15 protein-coding genes and 1 pseudogene are annotated in these 24335 nt (G+C 39.1%); 1 reads left to right on the forward strand and 15 read right to left on the reverse strand.

What is annotated here, in order from left to right:
- Positions 1-118: 118 nt before the first annotated feature.
- The 15 genes and pseudogenes from J2T20_RS19895 to J2T20_RS19965 all read right to left on the reverse strand — a co-directional run bounded on the left by J2T20_RS19895 (position 119) and on the right by J2T20_RS19965 (position 23042).
- Complete coding sequence (locus J2T20_RS19895) at positions 119-514, reverse strand: DUF1398 domain-containing protein (protein ID WP_307591082.1); 396 nt, start codon at positions 512-514, stop codon at positions 119-121.
- Between the two features lie 605 nt (positions 515-1119).
- A complete protein-coding gene (locus J2T20_RS19900; protein WP_307591083.1) occupies positions 1120-1599 on the reverse strand; it encodes a hypothetical protein in 480 nt (159 codons plus the stop codon).
- A 231-nt stretch (positions 1600-1830) separates the two neighbouring features.
- Positions 1831-1908, reverse strand: a pseudogene (locus J2T20_RS19905) (DNA alkylation repair protein); the annotation flags it as partial.
- Positions 1909-1987: 79 nt separating this feature from the next.
- Positions 1988-4774: an AAA domain-containing protein gene (locus tag J2T20_RS19910; RefSeq protein ID WP_307591084.1), complete on the reverse strand. Its 2787-nt coding sequence runs from the start codon at positions 4772-4774 to the stop codon at positions 1988-1990.
- Between the two features lie 662 nt (positions 4775-5436).
- Positions 5437-8544, reverse strand: a complete 3108-nt coding sequence (locus J2T20_RS19915) for a type ISP restriction/modification enzyme (protein WP_307591085.1) — start codon at positions 8542-8544, stop codon at positions 5437-5439.
- 4 nt (positions 8545-8548) lie between these two features.
- Positions 8549-11653: a helicase-related protein gene (locus J2T20_RS19920; protein WP_307591086.1), complete on the reverse strand. Its 3105-nt coding sequence runs from the start codon at positions 11651-11653 to the stop codon at positions 8549-8551.
- Positions 11654-11663: 10 nt separating this feature from the next.
- A complete protein-coding gene (locus tag J2T20_RS19925; RefSeq protein ID WP_307591087.1) occupies positions 11664-12824 on the reverse strand; it encodes a DNA cytosine methyltransferase in 1161 nt (386 codons plus the stop codon).
- 14 nt (positions 12825-12838) lie between these two features.
- Complete coding sequence (locus J2T20_RS19930) at positions 12839-13966, reverse strand: DNA cytosine methyltransferase (protein ID WP_307591088.1); 1128 nt, start codon at positions 13964-13966, stop codon at positions 12839-12841.
- Positions 13967-14870: 904 nt separating this feature from the next.
- The gene (locus J2T20_RS19935) at positions 14871-15440 is read right to left on the reverse strand and encodes an SF0329 family protein (protein WP_307591089.1); all 570 of its coding nucleotides are present in this window, start codon (positions 15438-15440) and stop codon (positions 14871-14873) included.
- A 115-nt stretch (positions 15441-15555) separates the two neighbouring features.
- A complete protein-coding gene (locus tag J2T20_RS19940) occupies positions 15556-16545 on the reverse strand; it encodes a tRNA dihydrouridine synthase (protein WP_307591090.1) in 990 nt (329 codons plus the stop codon).
- 175 nt (positions 16546-16720) lie between these two features.
- Positions 16721-18067 carry a NosD domain-containing protein gene (locus J2T20_RS19945; RefSeq protein ID WP_307591091.1) on the reverse strand — a complete coding sequence of 449 codons (1347 nt, stop codon included), beginning with the start codon at positions 18065-18067 and terminating at the stop codon, positions 16721-16723.
- A 15-nt stretch (positions 18068-18082) separates the two neighbouring features.
- The gene (locus J2T20_RS19950) at positions 18083-19612 is read right to left on the reverse strand and encodes a glycoside hydrolase family 32 protein (RefSeq protein WP_307591092.1); all 1530 of its coding nucleotides are present in this window, start codon (positions 19610-19612) and stop codon (positions 18083-18085) included.
- 251 nt (positions 19613-19863) lie between these two features.
- On the reverse strand, positions 19864-20706 hold the full coding sequence (locus J2T20_RS19955; RefSeq protein ID WP_307591093.1) for a carbohydrate ABC transporter permease: 843 nt from the start codon (positions 20704-20706) through the stop codon (positions 19864-19866).
- A 16-nt stretch (positions 20707-20722) separates the two neighbouring features.
- Positions 20723-21601, reverse strand: a complete 879-nt coding sequence (locus J2T20_RS19960) for a carbohydrate ABC transporter permease (RefSeq protein ID WP_307591094.1) — start codon at positions 21599-21601, stop codon at positions 20723-20725.
- A 76-nt stretch (positions 21602-21677) separates the two neighbouring features.
- Positions 21678-23042: an ABC transporter substrate-binding protein gene (locus J2T20_RS19965; protein WP_307591095.1), complete on the reverse strand. Its 1365-nt coding sequence runs from the start codon at positions 23040-23042 to the stop codon at positions 21678-21680.
- 349 nt (positions 23043-23391) lie between these two features.
- On the opposite strand from J2T20_RS19965, the gene J2T20_RS19970 reads away from it, so the two are divergent.
- Positions 23392-24261 carry an AraC family transcriptional regulator gene (locus tag J2T20_RS19970; protein ID WP_307591097.1) on the forward strand — a complete coding sequence of 290 codons (870 nt, stop codon included), beginning with the start codon at positions 23392-23394 and terminating at the stop codon, positions 24259-24261.
- Positions 24262-24335: the final 74 nt, after the last annotated feature.

Raw genomic sequence — 24335 nt, forward strand, 5'->3', positions numbered from 1 at the left:
TCCCCTTTTATACCAGGGGTTAGGAATCTATTAATACAGATAAATCTATGATTCTATTCTAGCCAGCTTTACCCATCCAGTAGAGCGAAGAGCCGCATTTATTGGCCTTTTCTTTATATCACCTTACGTTCGGTATCTCTTCAACAATCACAACGTTATCTTTAATGTCATAATAACTGCAACTCATCTTGTCCATGTCCGAGACCCACTTATATACACCTGCGCCAGCAATCTCTCTACAAAATGTCAAGAAATCCGTCTCTCCGGTCTGATGTCGTTTCAGTACATCTTGTGCAACAGCATTTGAGGACATGATATTGATCGGCACATCAACTGCATTCGACTGAACTTTGATTTGCTCACCATTATCATGCTCATACGTTACAAGTCCTGTTTGAAGGTCGTAGGTATTTTTTTGCATCCCCATAAGTTTGAATTCTTTAATCAACTTCGGGAAGTCAACACCAGTAAATTTACTATGTGCTTCTTTAATTGCTTCTAACGAAAAATTCATTGTATCACATCTCCTTCATTTGTAATCATCGTTATAGCTATAAATGAGCAAATTTACTTCCAGTAAATTGTAAAAACCAAAAAAATAGAGACAAGGTGCTTTCCTTGTGTTAAAAAGTAGTCACCACAACACTTTTTACGAAGGAGAAATCACTATGTCCCATACCCCCATCGTATCTAAACCCAACACTATCCGCAACTATTTGTTGCAGCACCGGCTACCTTTGAATTTTTCCAAGCCTTTTTTAGCCCATGTGGAAACGTAACCGAAAAAAGTAAGCCGAGCGAAAATCAAGGGAAATGCCTGAAGATCGATTCCATGTCTCCGTTTCCTGTCTTTTCTAACAGTGATTTTCCGTAACTTTCCTTGATACATATTACATCCTTTCTTTCTCAAAACGGCGGTCGTGTCCAATTGATATTTGAACCGTTGCTGCTTTGAGTACAGTTTATTATGCTCTTTACAGAACCTCAAATTTTGGCTATCTCTTCTCTGAAAATAGCATTACCTTCATTGCCCGCTTGTGCAGCGGTCAATTATAGCAAATCAGGACGCAACAAAATACCCGTGACGCTTGTCACGAGTATTAGTTTATTACTGCAAACCTATCCTTCTGCTACTTTCAATCTGATCATTCTCAACCCGAGCATCACAAACCATGCTGCGAAAAGCAGCTGCGAAACAAATACCACAGAGGTTCCAATCAACCAGGGATAAGCGCCGATCAAGTCCAGTATCCCTACCATAAATCCTAAATAAGCTACAGGCTTGCCAATCACGCTTCTTCTTATTATGAGACACAATATGATGGTAGCTGCACTGAAGACGATCGCTACAAGATGCATGCCTCCATAGTATATACTCAGTACCAACTTGTAGATATCTAGTGAAAGTTCAATATCATACACGGGATAGACCAGTCTTCCCAGGATAATGTCCAGGAATATATTGATAGGTATGACCACAGCCAAAAGACCGCATCCCAACCATGTTTTGACTATATCTACCTTCACCAGTATCTGATACAAGGCAACGATTGACGGGATCAACAATAAGGTGGCAAAGAAAAGCAATTCGTCCGCCATGGCCAAATTAAACCGTCATTTCCCCAGCCATATCATCAGCTCTGCATCCGAGAGTGGAGGACTGGGTATCGGCAGAACAAATAGATACTGAGCAAAAAAGAGAATCCCAGATAGGATCAATGTAATTCCACCAAATTTAATAACGCCAACTTTTTTCACTGGGTTCATCTCAATTCTGTGTTTTCCAATTATTTTTGGGAATCAAGTATAAACATAGAGGCAGCTCATGTTGCCATTGGATAAGTATATTTTCTTAATTCGTTCTTTGCCGAGTGCTTCAAGCTCCTGCATAACCATTTCTAAATTCATTGTTTATCACTTGCTTATTTTTAGAAGTCTTGCCCTTAAGGTTTAAGCCATTAAATATCTTCAACACCATGACCAAGCATCAGCTTGATTGCACAATAGTATCTAGTAGTCTCCTAATCTTTTGCTCTTCCGAACTTTCGTTGGTTGCGAACCTTTCTAACTTCATCCCATATTTTTCAAAAATGCTATCTTTCATCTCATCACGCTTAAGTTGTTCTGGTTTATTCTCATGAAAAGAAAAGCCATCCACCTCAATGGCAAGTGCCGCTGTTTTATCCAACTTATGATAGATCACAAAATCAACAGATGACCTATTCCGAACATAACGCCGCTCATGTTCCTCCAACCTATCTACATTCAAAAAAAGGTTCTTAAGAAGGATCTGATTCCCCAGTATAAACCCGTTATATGCCGGTTCCTGCAATATATCCTTAAGCAGCGCCTGCATAAGATTCTCCGATTTATATTTGGACACGTTTATCCCCTTAGCCCTTTCTCTAAAAACCTGAAGCTTGTCCGAGTACTCTTGATACAACAAATCAAATATGGATACGACCTCACTTTCCACCACATTGTCATCCAGTGTGCTGTACTCCATGTACCGAGTGAGATCGCCAATTTCATTACCATATTTCCGAAATAACGTATGGTCGGTCACCAAAATGAACTGCTTCTGCGCCCGGGAGACCGCCACATTGATCTTGCAGGGATCATCCACAAATTTTATACCTATTTTCCCAGAACGGGTCCTATCTAACACCGTGGACATCACCATTATTGGCTTCTCTCGGCCTTGATATTTATGTATAGTATCGCTCTCGATATCTTCCTCAAACTGTACCGATGCTTTCTCAACCTGCTTCCGGTAAGGTGTGGCGAAACCAATATCTGTATGACTGGCTGCCACTTCCTCCAAACCCGCTAGAACTTCTCCTTCAATAACGTCCAGTTCCCTCTGATTGAACTTCCCCTTTTTCCCTTGTGTCACTTCCCGCATGTGATTACCCGGTGCCGTTCTATAAATAAGCAAAGGAACATCTGTATCCTCTTCGGCTGTAAATGTTATCAGATCACCGTTATAATACTTCAGGTTACAGAATTGAATGATTTTCGGATGACATCGGTAATGCTCTTTAAGCATCACCTTGGGAATATCATCACCGTAAAGGGCAATCATTGACGATAGCAGATTATGTTGAAAATAGCTAAAAGCTTCATCGAATCCAACGGATGCAGCGTCTCCAACAATCTGCTCAATCTCCATGTCAACAATTTGCGGCAACTGCTTTGTATCACCAACAATGATAGCTCGTTTGCAGCAGGATAGCGAAAGTGCTCCTGTCACAAGGTCCACTTGCGAAGACTCATCAATAATGACATAGTCAAACAAATAGTTAGCGGGAATACAGTTGCGCAAAGAATGAGTAGTGCTCAGTACAATCGGATAATAATCGATGAAGGATTTAAAATTTTTGCTCTCGATATAATTTTTCGCATTACATTCCACCTTGGGTAGGTCTCGATACTTCTCATACAACCTATGCCGAAAAAGCTGAGCTGAATTTTGCTGGTGTTGTTCCAATAAAGACTGATAAGATTGAAAGTGTAATTCTTTTTCAATCTGGTCAATACGGCCCGATAGCTCTTCAATACGCAGAGTATAGAACTTCCGTTGAAAATTCAGAATTACATCTCCGCCCTGTTCCTTCAAGTACTTAAGTTCGGTAAACCCATGTTTGACAAAAAGCTTGAACTTGTAAAAGAGGCCATTCTCTTTTCCCTTCCTCACCGCAAAGTGGCTGTCTTTCATAAACTCTAAAATCCGCTCAGGTGTTTCACGATAGAAAGACAACTTCTCCATATGCTGGACATCCTGCTTGGTGTAATAGTTCTCAAAATGCTTTTGCTCCAGCACATACGCCGACAACTGTTGCTTCAAGCGCGCCTTCTCAACGTCCAAATCCATTAGCCGGGTAATTCGGCCATCCAACTCCTGTACTTTCGACAGCATCTCTGATTCAGGCCGATCACTCTTCCAGCCGGAGACGTCCCCAACAGACAAGTTTTCAAAGAAGCTTTTCTTGTTTTCTTTATTTCCAAGTGCTGCAACCAAAAAAGGATAGCCTTCCGCCTCCAGCTTGTCACGCACATTCTGAACAGCAGCATTGTTGCCTGACACCACAGCCACCGTCTTCTGCTGCATAACAGTCAAATTCGCCAATATATTGAGAATGGTCTGGGTTTTGCCTGTACCCGGTGGACCTTCGATAATACTGATCTTACTACTCATAGCATGTTCAAGAGCCGTCTTCTGGCTCAGGTTATATCTGAACGGAAATATAGGTTTAAAATCGACAAGGTTGTCCGCTTTCACTGGCTGTACATTCACATAATGACTTAATACACTGTCAGAATCCACAAAGGTGAGCTTAGCAAATTCCCGCTTCACAAAAGCCTCCATGTCCGGCTGTTCTTCCCCGTTCTTGATATGACCGGAAATAGCTCGCCAATAATCCATGATCATCCGCGCGTCAGAATTCTTTACCCCGCTGCTTTCGACTCGGACATGCTTCGTTTCGTACACTTTATTTGTTCCATTTCTAAAAACCACACGCGCTCTCGGACCGAAATCTAGCAGCCGAGTAACATTAATCAAAGGGTTATCCCTGTTGAATATAGCTAGATCCCTTGTTATTTCCTTAATAACAGGGTTGTTTAGGATAACCACATCAGTTGCAGAGTAATTGTACACTTTAGGGGAACTCTTATAAGTCACCTGTATATTGAGGCCCATCTGTTCATATGATGCGATATCTGATGTGCGATCTTTGCTTTTAATTAAAATGAGATATCTTTCTTCGTCCATGGCCATTCCTTCTGTGTATAAGTATTTGAAATTAATATGTAGGAAATTCGATGTATTGTAAGGATATTCCTGCAATGGGGTAAATGTCATTGGGTTGTGTTCTTAGAGAAAAAAAGACACCGTGGTTGGTGTCTTTAGAGATGATATATGGAAATATGTAATTTGGGGAAACTGTTGGTGGATAGAGACCACGCTATTTGGAGTCGGATAAACCTTCAATCACCAGGGCTGCTCCAATCTTAAACCCGCAAACAAACGAAGCCGTTATCTCCATTGCCTGTGAGCTCCGGAATACAACTCCAATAAGGAGCAACGCAAATTCACCATCAGATATTAAACTGTCTATCTTCGAGAAAAATATATTGCTTGGCTTACAGTTGCAAAAGTTTCTAATATACTGAATCTTTATGTTTCACCAAACTATTCAATCTGTTGCAACAAAAAATAGCTACTGCATATATATTTAATAATTAAGAAAATTCATTTGTTTTGGTTTCTTCAACATTTTCCGAAAAACGATTAAACTCCTTATCATCACATCATATAAAAAGAGCGAATAGGTGTTGTTTCTTACCTCATTCGCTCTTTTTATTAATTAAAAGAAATAAATAATATTCATAATATAGTCTGAGAATCAAGTTCAACGATGGTTATGTTGTTATTTATATAATACCGAATTTCAACAAATCCACATCAATTAATTGCATAAGCTCATTTGAAATATTGAAAACGCCCACCATTTTTATGTAATGACTGATATCATCCTGTGAAAGCTCGTATCCTTTTCGATCTTTTAACCACTTTTGTGCAGGTGCGTAACCACCTAAACAAAAATTCCATGCAATCTCTGATACAAAATTAAAGAATTGAGTATTGTTAATATAAATTCGACCGTTTTGATATTTAGCTGACTTAATCACAACATTATTACCGTAACCACAGAACTGAGGCACATAAGATTCATGAATGTCTATATCCAGTAAGTGCAATTTTCTCAATTTTGTACCATATTTAATTACAGTAACAAACATTTCCTTTGAATGTGGAAGAGGAATCCGCGGGAAATCAATGGATAATAACTCCTTATACTTTGTGCGATAACCAGGACTATTTAAAATAGCATAAGTGAAATCAAAGAGATCAAGCATGTTGTAAGAACCGAGGTTATCACTTATTCCATTTTCCATGTCGAATACTAAACTTGTAATTTCATTAATTTGCATTAAGGCTTGTGCATCCACATTAGCTGTTTTGCTACCATCAGTATTATACAAATACATCGGGCACTCTACTGGAATACCCTTTCTACTATAATGAACACGATTATCCGCCATATTCCTTACTATTTGGACGTGAGACCAGTTATCAGCAACTACTTGGCGAGAAATAATTAGACCATAGTTTACTTTTCCGATAAAGTGTTTCATTACCTCATAACGATCACGAGACACTTTGCGTCTGTCATAATATATGTGACGAATATCAAATGGGCGATAATCATAAAACTGATTAAATTCATTTTGAAAGGGTTGGAAAGAAACCAACTCTTCGTCGTTATGAGTTTTTACACCACCAAGATACTTTGGAAAAAGGTGTGATAAACTAATACCATTCTGATAAACTTCTAGATTTGAAAGATCTACAGGCTTAAAAAAGAAATTAGGAGCTATGGGTTTAACTGTAGTCCAATCTATATTATTTATTGAACTTTTAAGCAACTTAGAATACTTATTTGCACGCGAACTCGTTATCTCAGTATAATGTACTTTTGCTAAAGCGCCCGGTGCCTTCTCCCCAGATTTCACAAAAATACTTATGCTTATTCCTTGTTGTATATCAAAAACATTTTCATCCCGTTCCACACCTTCAAAACGCTCTCTACTCATGACATTCCCATGTAAATCAATGATAAACACTTCATCAAATTCATCCAATAATCTCCAACGCATTCCTCTAAAAGTTAAATTCCCCATATAACTATGAGGCGTTACAAATGCAATAATGGCTCGCTCTTGATTTTTCGTCATATTTTGGGCGAATCGAATGAACTTTACATAATCATCATTAATCACTTTAAAATTTCGTTCCTGCAATCGAGTACTCGTTCCAGGTTCAAGTTTATAATCTTCCATAAGATTCATAATCCAGTCGCCCTGATTTTTACTATCAGCGTAATATGGAGGATTACCTATCACTAGGTTAATCTTTTCACAATTCTTAATCTTATTTGCCTCTGTAGCCTCTATCGAAAGAATGCTTTGGCTTTGGAGATCCTTTTCTATTACAGATGCCAAGCCGCTTAAAGTATCTGTTAAAAAAACATTAATTCTAGTTGGAACTAAAAAGTCATACCCTGTATCTTTTAGGACCATCGCTAACTTCATATGAGCTACAGCATAGGGAGCCATCATTAATTCAAATCCATTAAGCCTTTTCAATAAATTCTCTTGTACAAAAAAATTCCATTCCTGCTTCAATTGATTTGAAGTAATTCCACTTTTAAGATTCTTGAATTCATCAAATGCTTGCAATATAATTCTGCGCAAAAAAGTACCTGTACCAGTCGCAGGATCTAAGATAGAAATTTTCCCAGATGCTACACCCTCTGAAACATCAAATTTGCTTTTGAGAAGCTCATTTACAGAACGAACCATAAAGTCTACTACAGGGTAGGGGGTGTAGTAGACTCCCTTACGTTTCTTTTGTTCGCTTTCGTATGCATCCAAAAAAGCCTCATAGAAATAAATAACAGGATCTTCCTTACCACCACCAGTCTGTCTGTTAAAATCCATTAATATTTTTGCTGTATCTGTATTGGCTAATAACTCTACTAAATCTTGAATGCCAAACTCATCAAATAGCTGCCCCTCCGTTTTTGAGTAGCATTCTGCGAGTAGTGCTTTTAAGAACGGATTTGTATTAGGTAGACTCTCCAAAGCCAAATTTAGATTAAACTCACCTTTTTCAGACATACATCTTGCAGAAAACAATCCATATACAATCGTTTGTGCATACATATCAGCAAATTCCAGTTCTGAAAAATCGAAATTGAATGAGCTACGAAAGCTTTCATATAAAGCTCTCGTTTTTCCATTCGAGTTTTCTACTGCAAAAGCCCTTATTAATAATCCCTTAATCAATACCGCTTTAGCAGCTAAGGCTAAAGTTAGTGTCTTTGCATCGCGAATATTTTCACGATATCTAGTTGTAAATGCCTTTTTCCAAACATTAAACCAGCCAGCTTCTTCATTATGAATAGGCCAAGTTAGACACGCTAATTTAGCTTCAAACCCTTCGAGCTGAAAACGCTCTTCCATTCTAGGTGTACAATCAAATATCTTGAGAACCGGTATCTTTGAATCTGATTCCTCAAAATGAACTAATCCTATAGTTCTATTAGGTTCTTCACCCCAAAAGCAGACAAATAAGAGGTGTTCCTTTTGCCATGTTGCATAATCTTTACTTCTCTTCCCAGGTATAAGTCTTGAGAAAATCTTTCTGAGGGATGTAATATCGAGACTTTTTTTATCAAATTCAATAGAAAAAATCCCCCACAATTGATTCTCAATAAGCGGACGTAATTGTTTTAAAGAGAGGATTGTAGAAAATTCTTCATCCCTAATACCAATGTCATTTGCACAAAAATCATACACTATGTCATCTATATCTTCGAAATAGTCAGCATCAATTTCCCAAGATAAATTAAATACGCAATATTCTAAAAAAGTTTGAAAATCATGAACACGCTGAATGTTATATCCCATTTTCATCACCTTATCCCAATTCCATCCACCCAGCTAGTCGAGGTTTGATGCCTATCGGAGCTTGGATATTTCTCATATAACTTTTATTAATATAAATTTCTATCTTCTTTCGAATAGAAGTAAACTCACCATTTGTTACTGTTAGTATTCTATTATCTTTCAATTGAGATTGAATAGTCTTCCAAACCTCAAAAACATGCTCGTTCACTTCATTACTCTGAGTGTCAAATATAAACCATTTATAGAAGCCATCACCAGATGTCCAACTCCCGTCTACTTTCTTATTAGGTAGCTCATAGCAGAAAAATATACCTTTTCTCTCTGATGATATCTTACCGCTAAATATTTTTTTAGGCAATTGGACATATCGACTAGCGTAGTCAGGATATTCTTGCATGAGGGATTGATATTCAAGAGCTAGAGTTTCGTCCTTGGATTCTTCCCCTTCATAAGCAGAATTAAAATCCTTTAGCGCTTCATAGTCATCATCTGGAGTAAGAAGTTTCCTGCCTTCAATACCAAAAACTCGTGAAATACGCAAGGTTTTTTTTGAGACTTTTTGATAAAGCGAAAGTAACCTTTCCAACTCTTCTGGCGGGAGAAAATTCCAATAATACGCAAATTCTCTACCTGAAGTTAAATTAGGGTGATCAAGCAGCAAAAGTTCTTCTGTTTCCTTGCTACGCCTTCTGTCAATACGACCGATTCGTTGCATTAATCGAACAGGATTCCAGTGCAGCTCATAGTTTACGAGACAAGTTGCATCCTGCAAATTTATGCCTTCAGCTAGAACATCAGTTGCAATTAGAATCTGAATTTCATTTTCAATCTCTGAAGAACGCTTATCGTTGTAATAGGGGGAAAATCGTTCTATTATTTCTTTCCTGTTAAATTTAGATTGGCCATCTAACTCAAAAACATTATCAAAACCAGCTCTAAGTAATTTGCGATGAATATACTGTGCTGTTGTACGAAATTCAGAAAAGATTATTACCTTTTTCCCTTGTAGTAGCCCATTTTCTCGCAGTAGTCTTATTAAGGTGTTAATTTTATCGTCGCTGCTCTCATCTTTTTCCATTAACTCTTTAACAAATCCACCTAAGACTTCTAAATCTCCGAGAGTATCCTCTAGCATAATTTGAATATCGAAATCTTCTATATTTAAATTTTCCTCTATTTCCCACAAGTATTCTGGTAAATCATCTTCCAATTCTTCCAATGAATGGGCAGTATAAGAGTTGATGTATTGGGAAATATAATTTGTTACACGTTGATGGCGTTCAAAAAATCTATTAATCTCTCGTTCGCTGCCATAACTTTTGTAATCTTCAAGGAACTTTCTCAACCTAACAAAAATACGAATACTCGTTTCCTCAAATGCAGCTGCAGAACTCTCAAAGCGCTTTAACAACAATTGTCGTATGAGATTCACAATTTGATTTTGGCGCCCCTGTTTCATCTTATCAATCTTGGACTTGTCCCCGATAAAATATATGTCAGCGTATGGTGAATAAACCGCTAGAGCTAATAGTGGAGTAGTTCTACCGGTTAAGTTGTCCACACGATAAAAAGAATCGATAAAATCGTTAATTAATTTTCCATAACTCCGTTTTAATGAATATTCCGCCACAATTGGAGGCTTTCTAACTGAGAATAAAACTTTTTCTGTATCTGAAGTTAATAAACTTTTCCTTACATATGCACGACTTCTTTGTACAACCAATGCATCAACAAGAGCGTCATTTCTAAAAATAACTTCACTTTCCGTCAAATTTTCACTCGTGTTTGCATAATCATTGTCTACTACAAGATTCAATTTAGATTCCATTTTCTTGAAATGACCTGATACACTATGAATACCCAAAGGAGGTCCGGAAAAATAATTATCTTGCCGATGAGTAAACAATTCAATTAAATGCTGTAAATCCAAAAAACTATTATTTATCGGTGTAGCTGTTAATAGAAACATTCTCTTTTCAGGTCCGCGTTCCATCATATCAAATAACTTTCGGTATCGCCCCGAACCTCTATTACGAAAATGGTGAGCTTCATCTATAATTACATATTCTGCTTGTTCAGATATTTTTTCCATCAGGTTACTATTTTTTTCAAGCAGGAGATCAGTATGATTGATAATTTTGAAGGTGTAGAAACCTTCCAAAATTTCAGGCATATACTTTTTAATATTCGCTTCCCATACTGGAAGTCTTGTTCCTGCTGGAACAATAAGCACAACATTCTTACGTTCTTTTTTCACTATACGCTCTATAAGCATAAGACCTTGAAATGTTTTTCCTAAACCAACGCCATCACAAAGAAGTGCTCCTCTATACTTTGCAGCAATTTTCACCAGACTGTTGTATCCATCAATTTGATACTTAGAAAGCAAAGGAAAGATTTTAGAATCGCGCTCTTCCCATTCAGATATTGTTTCCTCATTAGTCATAAATAGCTCATACATAGATTTTATGTAGACATCGAAAGGTGAATAATTCCTGCAATGGAGTTCGACACTGCTAAGAATGGCTTCACTAATATCTGTTGCTTCATTCCATCTGTCTTCGTACCACCGTTGCAATTGATCCACATTGGATGCAAATTGAACATTTAATTCAAAGTTACGAGTTAATCCTGCTCTAGTAAAATTACTTGAACCCACTAATCCGTACCCATTTGGAACATTCATTGCTTCAATAAATTGTTGATGGTATTCCTCGCGAAAATACGTTATATAGGCCTTTGCATGAAACTTTTCTTTATCAAACACTTTACATACTATTTTCCCAGATTTAAGGGCACTTAATATAGCAGGTACACCAAAAAGGAATTCATCTTTCTCCTTTTCTAAATCAATACTTGATTTAAAGTGGTCTAACAAAAAATTAACAGCCTCACTTAAAAGCGAACCAGTCCTTTTCGTGACCTCTGAACCAAGAATAATACGAATTTTGTCCATTTTTTGCCATTCACCATCTAATTCAAGTAATCCACCAATTTCGAAATAGCCTGTGGCTATATCAAACTGCTTTGAAACCCCACACCATTGCCTTAAATATTTACTTACTGTATTGTCTGATGAAATATTATCTACAAGAAAAAGATTGTCCCCAGGCATTGCAAGCCTCCTAATTACAAGTTACTCTCTTTTCATTCAGGCGCGTAATTAAATTCAGCATAATATCTCTTGCCATTTTTGAAGGAATTCCTTCTCCTATAACAGATCTTAGAAAAGAATCATCTGCCCATTCTGGGATACTCCAAGTCTCAGGAATAGACATAACAGTGAGCAATTCGTATATTGACAGCACTCTTGCATCGCTGAATAAAGTAAAACCATCAAATTGAAATTCTCGACCTGGATGTGCCGTAGCTAATGTTGATAAAAACCCATTAAACATGGTTATTGTTCTGGAAGGTTTGTCCCAATTCATCCTTCGATAATGATTATGATGCGCTTTTATTGGTGTTCCATCTTTTTTACAAGGATAGTAAACTTCATTAAAAATCGCCGACTTGCCCGTCGGCGTATGCATCATCCATTCCACCTGTCTCCACGGATGGGTAGGTGGGCGGTGCCATTTTGATATTTTCATTGCATTTTCTTTTTTTATTTCAAATTCAGGGAACTTCTCCAGCGTAAGTTGCATTCCTTCACGCAAAATAGGATCTAAGGAAGGTAATCCCCCTATCGCTTTTTCCAAAGTGACTTCTTCTTGTTTTTCAGGAAATCCCCAAACAATCCCCAATTCCTTTTTAACTAGTAAATATATGTTTCGTTCTCGTAGTTGTGGGACTCCAAAATCTTTAGCTTTTGCCAGGGTTTCGGGGTTAAATGTATACCCCTCTTCCAGTTCTCTTTTGATGTAATCTGGGATACCTATACTCTCTCCATTTATATTAATCTTTGTTTTTAGTTGTCTTGGAACATTTTCTAAAAATACAAAATCTGGTTTAATACGATGAATCACATCAATTGCGTATGATATTAACTGATTTCTTATATCATCTGGATCTCGGTTGCCCGCAACGCTCATCCCCTGACACGGCGGAGTTGCTATTATTAAATTCACTTTTTCCTTTATCGCAACTTTTACAATTTCATCACGGATTTCTTCTTTAGTAATATCTCCAACAATCATTTTAGTTTCAGGGTAAACTTCTTTATAGAATGCAGCACGCTTTTCAATTAGTTCATTTGCAACAGGTACTTTTACTCCGATATCTTCAAAGTACGCTTCGGCAACCCCTACATTAGAAAATAATGATAACCCTCTCAATTGAAACATCTTAATTCTCCTAACTACAATAGTTTTTCAAAGACCTTTTTAACAAACAAAGGAGGGATACCCTCACCAATAATTGATCGAAAAAAAGATTCCGAAGTATTAGTTGGAACTGGCCAGTCATCAGGTAGTGACATAACTTTCATTAATTCGTATACTGTTAGTGCACGTGCGTCAGTATACATTACGTCTCCCCCCTCGTCTAAACCAATATATCTTCCTGGATGCACGTTGTTCTGTGAAGATATTTTCCTATTATCCATTGTTATCGTACTTGCAGGATCAACCCACCGTAGACGCCGATACGTACTTTTATATCCACTAACTGGATCACCATCGATTTTAATTGGATAATACTTCGGGTTATCAAACGCTGTACAACCTGTTGGTGTGTGCATCATTGTTACAACTTGACGTTTAACGTGTTCTGGTGGCTTATGCCACGGAGAAATTCCCAACGCTTCTTCTTTTCTTTTATAAAAATGCGGAAAAATTTCCAGTAGTTCATCCTCAGTAACATCTCGAATCATTGGATCTATAGGAGGAAGATTGCCTATTACATCTTGCAGAGATACAACTTCGGGATCTACAGGTGGTATTTTCCACTTTTTTTCGATATCCTTTCGAGTAACTAAGATAACTGCTCGTTCACGTGTTTGTGGAACAGAGTAGTTTTTGGTGTTTACAATATTAATGTCAACATCGAATTCTTTGGAGAGCATTTGAGAAAGTAGTTCAGGGATAAGAATGTCGTATTCATTTAATTTTACTTTTGTTTCAAGAAATTGTGGCACATTTTCAATAAACGCATACATAGGTTTCAAATCCTGAATAGCTCGAATAACAGGAAAAATCAATGTGTTTCGTTCGTCATACTGCTTCTGCTTCCCAGCACGACTAGCCCCCTGGCATGGGGGCGTTGCAAGAATTATATCAATCCCCCTTGCTCTACTCTTTCTAAGTAAAGTTTGATATATTTCTTCATCCGTAATATCACCACATACCATTTCTGTCTGTGGGTAAATTTGGGAGTATAAATTCGCCCTTCTTTTAACTAATTCGTTTGCAAGTACTACCTCAAACCCTGCATCTTCAAGGTATGCCTCTGCAACGCCAATATTTGAAAACAAGGATAATATTTTCATTTTTCAGAATCCTCTTTCTGCCATCATTTATTAAATGGACGGGCTGCTGATCACATATGCATCGTATTACTTCTCTTTTTATTTTTTCACATAAAAGCTATACATTACTATCTTCGGCATTGCCTTGTAGACAATACTATAATCTTTAATTTTATCATAAATTAATGCCTATTAGTGAACGAATTATTAAAAACTAATTTTACAACTAAATAACCTTATTTAACTCATTGAACAAAAATACCATATTAACATTAAGTATAATTAAAATTTGAATTAGAATTAAAAGGTAAACCGGAAAGAATTAACAATAATTCTTTTAAATCAACATCCTTTAGAGCTTACAAATTTTTCGAACGTTCGAACTGCCTTCTTTTTCTACATTTTTAACACCAAAAAGAGATGCTGCCAACTTTTATATTGGGGGGGGAGTCTGATACTTTATTTTCTTTGAATAGTTGCACTCCAATAGATGTTTACATTTAATTGTGTATAAGCATAAAAAAAAAGACGCACAGAAGCTTTTCTATGCCTTCTTTTCATCTAGGCTGGAATTCGGTGGACTTTCACATTAATTTTACATCAAGTTTAATCTCCTCCTTCTGTAACACCAACGTTTTTTACTCTGTATCATATTGGAAAACTTAAGTAAATGAAAAAAATTTATTTCAGTGTACCAATCATCATCAATAAAGCCACGCTCTCCACCTATGTCAATTGTTCAGTTGGAACGACCTCTAAACGAAGCGCCCCCAACAAATGATAAACCAACGACCTAAATCAAATAGGATCTTCGCTTTAATAATTACTAGCCACTTAAAAGTGAGTTCTTAATTATCACTCCCCTATCCATTTGCCGGGTGCCCCTTGCCCATCTATGATCATCCGCAAATAAAAATTATTCACTTCATAATGTACTACGCCGTAATTCATAAAAATACCGCACAACCGGATGCTTCAACCCCATCTTCTCAGCCATGCTCAAAACCCGCTTTCTCCCAACCCTTCTGTCCACCAAAGCCAGAATATTCAATACAATATCATTGCTCTCCATGCTCTCCTCTATAGGAGTAGTTAGAAACTTATTAGCCACAACGATAAAATTCGATTTACTTAAGGAAGCCTGTGCGGACAAAAGCTCTTTGGCATGTTCTGTGCTTTTTCTGCTTCTGGCCATTACTATTAGACGGTCCTCCGGGACTGGCCCCTTGGTATCTTTTCTAACCGCTTCAATGTCGTCATTGGTGATAGGAATTTGGATATCTGGGTCATTCTTAATTTCCAGTTCCGTTTGATACCACCTGATAGCGTTTGTTTTATCACTCATGTTGAGTACGTTCTTTTTATCTACCGAGATATAACAAATCCCTGATTTATCAGGCAGATAACGATAACCCGGTGCGCGGTATTCTATCCTTCCATTTAATGCAGGACAGAGAAAGCCCTCCAGTTGTTGCTTCAATTTGCTCCAGGACATGTAATTCCCCTCCATATAAAAACAGAGGAAAGGCTTGTTGGCTCCGGGTTTATCCCCTCTCCATTCAGCCGATCCTCAATCTTTTCACATCTTTTTTCTATTTTAACTCGGCAGCTTAATCCCCACGTTCCTCCGCCCCATCATGCTCCTTGCTTCCAAATTCATCGAGCAACGCACGCACTTCACTTGTTGACTTTGTGTTCATTAAGCTATTTCTTAATTCACTTGCCCCGCGGAATCCGCGGACATATATTTTAAAGAAGCGAGTAAGAGGTCTGAACGAACGTGGTTCCAGTCCTGAATATTGATCATGGAGATCCAGATGCAGACGTAGCAAATCAAGCAATTCCCTACTACTGTGATCCTTCGGCTCCTTCTCAAATGCAAACGGATTTTGAAAAATACCGCGCCCAATCATAACACCATCCACACCGTATTGTTCAGCGAGCTTGAGGCCGGTCTGACGGTCAAGGATATCCCCGTTAATGGTCAGAAGTGTATCTGGTGCCACCTCATCACGAAGTTTCTTAATCTCGGGAATCAGTTCCCAGTGGGCAGGTACTTTGCTCATTTCCTCTCTGGTACGCAGATGAATGGACAGATTCACAATGTCTTGCTTCAAAATATGGGTTAGCCAGCCGCGCCATTCGTCTAGGTCACTGAAACCGAGCCTTGTTTTTACACTGACGGGCAGTCCCCCGGCTTTTGCGGCCTGGATGATCTCCGCTGCAAGTTCCGGACGGCAGATCAGGCCGCTTCCCTTCCCATTCTCTGCTACATTCGCTACAGGACAACCCATATTAATATCGATGCCTTTGAACCCTTCTTCCGCCATACCGATGCTCATTTGACGAAAGTATTCCGGCTTATCTCCCCAGATATGAGCTACAATGGGCTGTTCATCCTCTGTAAAAGTCAAACGCCCGCGCACAGCATGATGCCCCTCCGGGTGACAATAACTCTCTGTATTCGCAAACTCCGTAAAAAACACATCCGGTCTGCCCGCATCACTTACAACATGGCGAAAAACAACATCCGTCACATCTTCCATGGGCGCCAGTATAAAAAAAGGTCGTGGTAAATCACGCCAAAAATTATTCGTCATGTCAAAAACCTCTCTATTATAAGTACCAGGACAAATCTTCATCCCGAAATAGTAAAACTAACCTGTTATGCAAAGTATATCATAACCCCGAGAGAATCATACTCGCCCCATAAATTCAAAAAAAAGAGGCACTTCCATCGCTAGGAAGCACCCCAAAAACATAGTTGAATATTATTTATGCTACTCCTAGCGTTGGAGTGGCTCTGAATGTATTTACAGTCTTGTCCATAATAACCTGTGCATCACTTCCCGAATCAAGAATCGTATTGAGAAGCGATTCTTTTTCTACCAATACTGTTGTTACGGTAAGCGGCTCTGATGCTTCGGTAGTCAACAAAGCGTCTACTTGCGCAGAGAAACAAGAATCACTTATCTTGGCATGAACCTCCGTGGCAACAACATGATTATTAGAAATATAATTTCCATTACCCGAAACAATACGTATGATTGCAGGTGTTGCACCTACCGGCTTGATGTTCTGAGTATTAATTCCTTCCGAAAAGTGATTAGCAATTACAGAATTATTATTGCCACTGATATAGAGGAGACCATACAAATCATCTAAACCATTGTCTATTCCCAGAAAAGGAGTCCAAGGTTCATGGTCACGTAAAAAGTGATTTGAAGAAACCAAGTTTTCCGAACAATTTTCCCTGAATACCACCATTCCTGGATAAAATGAATGAAGTCTATTATTGGTGATACTGGAACGTGTCACACCCTCAAAATAGATACTGCTCGCACCTCGTGGAAAAACATTATTCGCTGTAATCAAAAGTCCACCAAAATTTTGAGCGTAAATTGAATATCCTTTAAAACCGGCTCCTATCAAGTTATCGGTTATTTTTGAAGCCTGTCCCCAACCTCGTAGTTCTATACAGTTACCACATTCAGCTATGAAATTATCATGTATAGTCAGTGCATCTGCATGATAAGCAGTAATTCCATGCTCTAAATACACTAACCCCATGCCTGTAATCCGAAATGAGTCACAAGCACTTGCAACATAAATACCCGTTTTCCGGTTAGTGTATGTGTTTTCCGGATTTGTTTCTCCTGAACCATCTTCAATAAAATGCAAACCATCAATACAAAAGTTAGAAAACTCTACCGAACTTATTCGGGGATTTCCACTTCGTTCAACATAAAATGCAGCTCCTTTATATTCCTCGTCATTTACTTCTAGGGGAATATCTACGAGTATGCGACTTCCTCCCGGCCACAATTCATGCAAATCGGCCCATTCATTCTCAGAAGTATTAAAACGAATACTCGAAGATGTAAACCCGTGTCCAGAACCCATAATTTTGAGATAACTGATGTCTATAACGACTTGACTGCCAAGATGATAATCTCCCGGTGGAATATAGATAACCGCACCCGGCTTTCCGCCTTTATTCACATCAGTGTCCGTTTGCCTACTTTTAATATCTGCTATAATGCTATTGATTACCTCACCAATATCCTCATACGGATTACCGACAGGCCACTCTGTTACGTCGTAATAATTTTTACTAGCCATAAATAAATTCTCCTATCAATTTTGTGTGTTTGATTCATAAACAACAGGGCACAATTTCCAGATATCGATTGAAATCAGATTGGCCTGATCCCCAGTTGCAAATACATCCATGTTAATGCTTGCTGGATCCGGATAGATATTATTGGTTACTGCCGTACGGTAATCGTCCGTATATACCTCTATAACACATGTGTCAATAAAGATATGAAGCTTCAACGTTTTATCGTCCGATGTTTCCAGTTTGGTCGATTGAATGCCTTCACTCCACCCGTCAGAGTGATTGCGGTTAAAACGAAGCTCCTTCGATTGTAGATTATAGGAAAGAATCGTTTGCTGCGTTCCATCGGAAGAAGCTCTTAATACAAAGCCGATCTCTTCAGCCTTACTTCCCTCCAGTTGGAATTCCGCCTTGATCTCCATACAGTCACTGCCGACATATTCGGGCAGTACAGCGGTTCCTCCTGGGGTAATGATTGTATTCTCTAAATGGTAATGCTCCCTCCTGAGCACTTCCAATTCCTCCACCGGTGTAAATTTCAACCTTCCGTCGGCGTCCAGCTCCACGGTCCTTGGAGCGGACATGGCCCCACACCAATGGTTTTTCTCGGTTGGTCCGAAGTTTTTGAACCAAGGCATCCAATCCCATCCGTTTAGCCAAGCAATGATAATTCTTCTTCCTTTGCCGTCAAGAAACGATTGCGGTGCGTAATAATCGAAACCTGTATCGATATCCCCCATTTTATCCCAGGTAAATTTACCGCTTACATAATCCATGTCTCCAACGAGATAAATGGTTTTCCGGTCGCCCATCCCCATGGGCGAGAACATCAAGACATAACGGTCACCGAGCTGGAAAAAATCAGGGCATTCCCACATCGTTCCCATGGTTCCGTCGCTTTCCGCCAATACTCCGACATATTCCCACTGACGCAAGTCCTGCGATTTGTACAGCAACGCTTTCCCGACGCCATCTTTCCCTGAACCGATGACCATATACCACATATCACCATGCCGCCATACTTTTGGATCCCGGAAATCGGCGGAGCCGTCTTCAGGAGGACCGGCTATAACCGGATTTCTGGCGAATTTCTCAAAAGTGATTCCATCTTCACTGAATGCCAGACACTGGGATTGAATGACTTTACCGTCCCGAATGATTGCTCCTGTGTATAGAAGCGTCAGAATACCGTTGTCATCCACCGCACTTCCAGAAAAACAGCCGCCCCGCTCGTCCAAATCATAGACTTCACTAGGTGCAAGCGCGATAGGCAAATGCTCCCAATGTACCAAGTCCTTACTTTTTGCATGCCCCCAATGCATGGCGCCCCATTTAGCCGCATATGGGTAATACTGATAAAACAGATGGTACTCTCCCTTATAGAAAATAAGTCCGTTGGGATCGTTAATCCAATAGGCCGGCGCCATAAAATGATACTTCATCCGAAGAATATCCTTGTTTACGGTATCTTTTATTTTTGTGATGGATTGCTCAGCTTTAAGCAAAGCATCACGGTGAGTAACCGATCCATTAGTATGCGTCTCCATTTGTTCACTCTCCTTATATCTGCTGCACACACTACAATCTATTTATCCAATATTGTCTATACACAGATGTTGTCTGGAGCACTTTGCTTGTGCTTTCCATGACTTCATTGTATATGACTAATAGTTAAAAGTCGTTGGTAAAGGTTTTTCAATACTTATCACATATTGCTTTTATTCCCCTGCTTCAATTGTCTATCCATTTGCCCAAATAAACCTAAAATGCCGGATTCCCTAGGAATCCGGCATTTCACTCATTCTTTTACTGCTCCCATCGTCATGCCGCTTACAATATACTTTTGAATCATTATGGAGAAAATCATAACAGGTAAACTGAAACAGACAGCCGCGGCCGTCATTGGCCCTAAGTCAAGATTATACGCTCCCAAAAATTCGGAAAGTCCGACAGGCATGGTTTTGGCAGAAGTACTGGTCATCATCAATGACATCAAAAAATCGTTCCACGAAATCATATAACAAAAGATGGAGGTTGTTGCCAAGCCGGGTAGGGAAATAGGAAGAATGATCTTTATAAAAGCACCTAACCTACTGCAGCCATCCACACGTGCCGACTCATCCAGTTCTTTTGGCAATCCATCAAAAAATCCGATCATCATCCAAATAACGAATGGTATGTTAATGCTCGTATAAACAAGAATCAATGCAAATTTCGTATCGTAAAGACCTAACTGGTTTATAATTCCGTACATCGGAACAGCTACACTGATTAAAGGTACCATCCGCACGCCGAGGGTCAGCAATAAAAACATATTTCCCAAACGGGAGGAAAACCGAGACAGACCATATGCGGCAAGCGATCCGAGAAATACACTTACCACTGTACTGGCAATTGCAGTAAAAAAGCTGTTGCCAAAATATTTTACTATCGGAAGAACATCAAACATCGTCCTATAATTTTCTAATGTAAAAACAGTAGGAAATAAGGTCGGGGTAGAAGAAATTACTTCTGCTGATTCTTTCAAAGAAGTCATTATTAAATAAACATAAGGAAATAAGAAGGCAAGTACTAACAATCCCGTTAATAGTAGGATTACCATGGAACTTACCGTTAATCTTTGTTTGGTAAATGCAGTCATTCGATAACCCCCTGTGTCATACTGCTTTTTTGTTCGGATTCCATAACCGCATCATGAAAAATCCGCAAATCGACATTAACGCGATCATAAATAATATGGCAAGTGCACTGGAATAACCAACCTGATTATAACGAGCCATCGTGTTATAAATCATCGTGCTCAGAAGGGAAGAGGAGAAGTTAGGGCCTCCTTGGGTCAGAACCCAAATGATATCAAACGAGCGTGCTGCATCTATCATTCTGATCAGGACAGCGACAACCATAACCGGACGAAGACTAGGCAGTGTAATAAACCAGAAACGCTGACTCCTATTCGCTCCGTCAATATGCGCTGCTTCGTACAGACTTTGAGGAATACCCTGTATGCCAGCCAGCAGGACCAGCATCATAAAAGGCGTAGTTAGCCAGATATCTGCTATCATGCAGGACAGAAGCGCAAATCTTTCATCTGACAACCATAAGATGCTTTGAGGGCTATCAATGATACCCAGTTTGAAAAGAAAGGAATTAAGAATACCGAATTGATCGTTGAGCATAAACTTCCAAATTAAACCGCAAACAAGAGGTGCGATCATGAGTGGGCTTAAAAATAACGTACGCGCAAGATTACTGCCTTTGAAACCTGTACTTAACAGCAGCGCCAGGACTAATCCTAGAACGAGTTCAATGGTTACCGCTCCAATTACAAAAATGACTGTGTTGTACAAGGATTGGTAAAAACGATCTGAGGTCAAAGCAGTCATGTAATTCTCTCCGCCAACAAATTTCGTACCGGTTTTGGAATCAAACAGACTGTCCCTTACTAAAAGAAACATGGGATATACGAAAAATAAAATCATGAAGACGGCAGCCGGTGAAAAGAACAACAGGGCTGTTCTCCGATCACTCTTGGTCATGGAGTCACATCCTTTTCATTTCGATTAAAGAAAACGGAGGAAAGGCGAGCCCCTCCTCCGCTCAACACATTAACTTTTACTGCCCTTGAATGTCATTAATGATATTCGCTGCTTCGTCCAGTGCTTCTTGAGCCGTCTTTTTGCCCGACAAAGCTGCTTGTACAGCAGGAATCAGTGCTTCGCTTTCAATTTCGTTCCAGTGCTCAAGTACAGGGCGATTCTTTGTTTGCTTGGCAGCCAAAGTCTCTCCAAGTGAAAGCAGATGAGCGTATTCCGGTTTCTGTCCACTAGTCTCGAGGATAGATTTACGAGCTGCTACACCAATTGCAGCTAAGTATTGGTCATTACGATCGTAAAGGAATTTAATGTAGTCTTTAGCGATATCTTTCTGATTGGAGGAGGCTGGGATCACTTGGTACCACGGACCAGGTACAACACCAACTCCAGCTTCTCCGCCGATCATCGGCGCAGACGCTACTTTTCCAGCTACTTTCGATTTGGCAGGATCGTTAGATGGAACGAAGAAATGTCCCCATTCCAGCATCATTGCCATCTTGCCATTCCAGAACAACTCGGCAATTTCGTCAGAGGCCATATTCAAAGCGCCTTCAGGTGCCGATTTGTCTTCTCTCAGAATCTTTGTGATGAAATCCAATGCATCTACGTATGGTTTTGTGTTTACATTTGCTTTACCGTCTTCACCGACAACAAGTCGATCTGCTCCGGCTTGCAAAGCATGATCCAACCAGCTCGCAACGGAATCGCCGTTATTTTTTCCTAATACACCTGTACCGTACATATCCATCTCGCCGTTATTCTCTGTATCGCGTGTGAAGAACTTAGCTACGTCACGATACTCCTGCCAGGTGGTAGGCACTTTCAGTTCATAGCCGTATTCTTTTTGGAAAGCTTCTTTTTCTTTCGCATCTTCAAAGAGGTCTTTTCGGTATAGCATGGTTTTGGAGTTGGTCCAAACTGGCATGCCGAGAATTTTGTCGTCTACTTTTGCGCCATCAATTAAGCTAGGATATAAGTCGTTTTTTACTTCGTCAGTAAATAGGTCATCCATTGGCTCTAAGCCACTCGCTAATGCAGGAAACCACAGAATGTCGATTATCGCAGCATCGTAAGAACCCGTTTTTGCTTTTAATTCCGCGTTGAGCTTGTCAAAAACGCCGATATAAGGAACAGCCTCTATCTTAACTTCGTACCCAGTTTCAGTCTTGAATTCTTCTGCTGTAGCTGTGGCCACTTTAAAAGCGGGGCTTCCACCTTCCACGAGCACAGTAAGGGACTTGTTCTTTTGCTTATCCGCAGAGCCTTCTTTGTTTCCTGCCGTATTGCTTACTTTTTCATTTCCGCCTGTACATCCCGACAATACTGTTATTATCAGCATCATGATAACTAAAGCAACCAAACCCATTTTTTTCTGATAAGTCATACCTAACATCCCCCTTTATATTTTGTAATCGATTACGCAACCCATGTCCGGCCATCTTCGAGGCAATCAGTTTTCAATATTCAGCACACAACCTGATCATTGGCAATCCACCCAGCGGAAACATTCATTGTTTTTTCCTCCTATAATATTCATGCCTTTCCCATCCTCTCCTTATACAATACAACAAGTTGTTCTGTATTGTTAAGTATTGATGATGTTGGAAGCGCTTAACGGTAGCGCTTTCCACGAATTCATTGTATATTAGTATAAATTAAAAGTCATTGGCAATAATTTTTTAATACTTATCATATATTGCTTTTTATTTATTTTTCTCTCGGAGGTGACCCGAATGTTATTTCAAAATCTTTCTCCATATATTCGTGTGGCAATGGACAGTAGAGTTCCGTCACAATGGCACTTGCCAGAACGAGTTCTATTTGATTACGAGCTTCTTTATGTAAAAGAAGGAAGGTTAAAAGTAACCATCGAAAATCAAACTTATGAAGGAGAACCTGGGGATTTATTTTTATTTCGACCGAAACAACCGCATTCCATTATGAAAATAGGTACCGGAATGTTGCGGCAACCACATTTGCATTTTGATTTGATATTTAAGGAAGACAGTCCTGATGTGAAAATTTCTTTTAAACCGTTGGAGGAGATTTCTGAGGAGGAAATGATGTGGTTCCGCGAAGACGTCTTGGATAGTAATTCGCTTAAGATTGCGAGCCACCTGAGGCTTCGAAATCCTGCTATTATCGAGAATATGCTATTTGAAATTATTAATGAATTCCAAATGAAGCTGCCTTATTACGAGACCAATGTGAAAGGTATGTTCATTCAACTGTTTATCCATCTCCTTCGCGAGAATTATTGGAACCAGAATCCTCATCTGGTTACCAACATGGATGAATTGGTTAAAATTCGCAACTACCTGAAACATCATATCGATCAAAAGGTGACAGTGGACGAGCTCGTTCACATCTCAGGAATAAGCAAGTTTTATTTAATTCATTTGTTTAAAAAAACATTCGGTATGAGTCCGATACAATATCACCAGATGTTACGAATTGAAAAAGCGAAAGAGATCATTCAGTTCACTACGGAATCATTGACTGTAATTGCCGAAAAATTTGGATACTCCGATATCCAGTCATTCAGCAAAGCTTTTAAGAAAATAGACGGTGTCAAACCATCTTTCTACCGCAAATATAAATAAAAAAAACCGTCAGGGAATTTCAACCTGACGATTTATCGATTAATTTAACCCGCTTTAGCAGCCTGGATGATCTA

Source organism: Paenibacillus wynnii (assembly GCF_030812855.1).
GTDB classification, from domain to species: Bacteria; Bacillota; Bacilli; order Paenibacillales; family Paenibacillaceae; genus Paenibacillus_AQ; species Paenibacillus_AQ wynnii_A.

Bases quoted from the DNA above. Each gene is read 5' to 3' on its own strand.
- J2T20_RS19895 (WP_307591082.1), bottom strand. From the start codon at position 514: ATGAATTTTTCGTTAGAAGCAATTAAAGAAGCACATAGTAAATTTACT.
- J2T20_RS19900 (WP_307591083.1), bottom strand. From the start codon at position 1,599: ATGGCGGACGAATTGCTTTTCTTTGCCACCTTATTGTTGATCCCGTCA.
- J2T20_RS19910 (WP_307591084.1), bottom strand. From the start codon at position 4,774: ATGGACGAAGAAAGATATCTCATTTTAATTAAAAGCAAAGATCGCACA.
- J2T20_RS19915 (WP_307591085.1), bottom strand. From the start codon at position 8,544: ATGAAAATGGGATATAACATTCAGCGTGTTCATGATTTTCAAACTTTT.
- J2T20_RS19920 (WP_307591086.1), bottom strand. From the start codon at position 11,653: ATGCCTGGGGACAATCTTTTTCTTGTAGATAATATTTCATCAGACAAT.
- J2T20_RS19925 (WP_307591087.1), bottom strand. From the start codon at position 12,824: ATGTTTCAATTGAGAGGGTTATCATTATTTTCTAATGTAGGGGTTGCC.
- J2T20_RS19930 (WP_307591088.1), bottom strand. From the start codon at position 13,966: ATGAAAATATTATCCTTGTTTTCAAATATTGGCGTTGCAGAGGCATAC.
- J2T20_RS19935 (WP_307591089.1), bottom strand. From the start codon at position 15,440: ATGTCCTGGAGCAAATTGAAGCAACAACTGGAGGGCTTTCTCTGTCCT.
- J2T20_RS19940 (WP_307591090.1), bottom strand. From the start codon at position 16,545: ATGACGAATAATTTTTGGCGTGATTTACCACGACCTTTTTTTATACTG.
- J2T20_RS19945 (WP_307591091.1), bottom strand. From the start codon at position 18,067: ATGGCTAGTAAAAATTATTACGACGTAACAGAGTGGCCTGTCGGTAAT.
- J2T20_RS19950 (WP_307591092.1), bottom strand. From the start codon at position 19,612: ATGGAGACGCATACTAATGGATCGGTTACTCACCGTGATGCTTTGCTT.
- J2T20_RS19955 (WP_307591093.1), bottom strand. From the start codon at position 20,706: ATGACTGCATTTACCAAACAAAGATTAACGGTAAGTTCCATGGTAATC.
- J2T20_RS19960 (WP_307591094.1), bottom strand. From the start codon at position 21,601: ATGACCAAGAGTGATCGGAGAACAGCCCTGTTGTTCTTTTCACCGGCT.
- J2T20_RS19965 (WP_307591095.1), bottom strand. From the start codon at position 23,042: ATGACTTATCAGAAAAAAATGGGTTTGGTTGCTTTAGTTATCATGATG.
- J2T20_RS19970 (WP_307591097.1), top strand. From the start codon at position 23,392: ATGTTATTTCAAAATCTTTCTCCATATATTCGTGTGGCAATGGACAGT.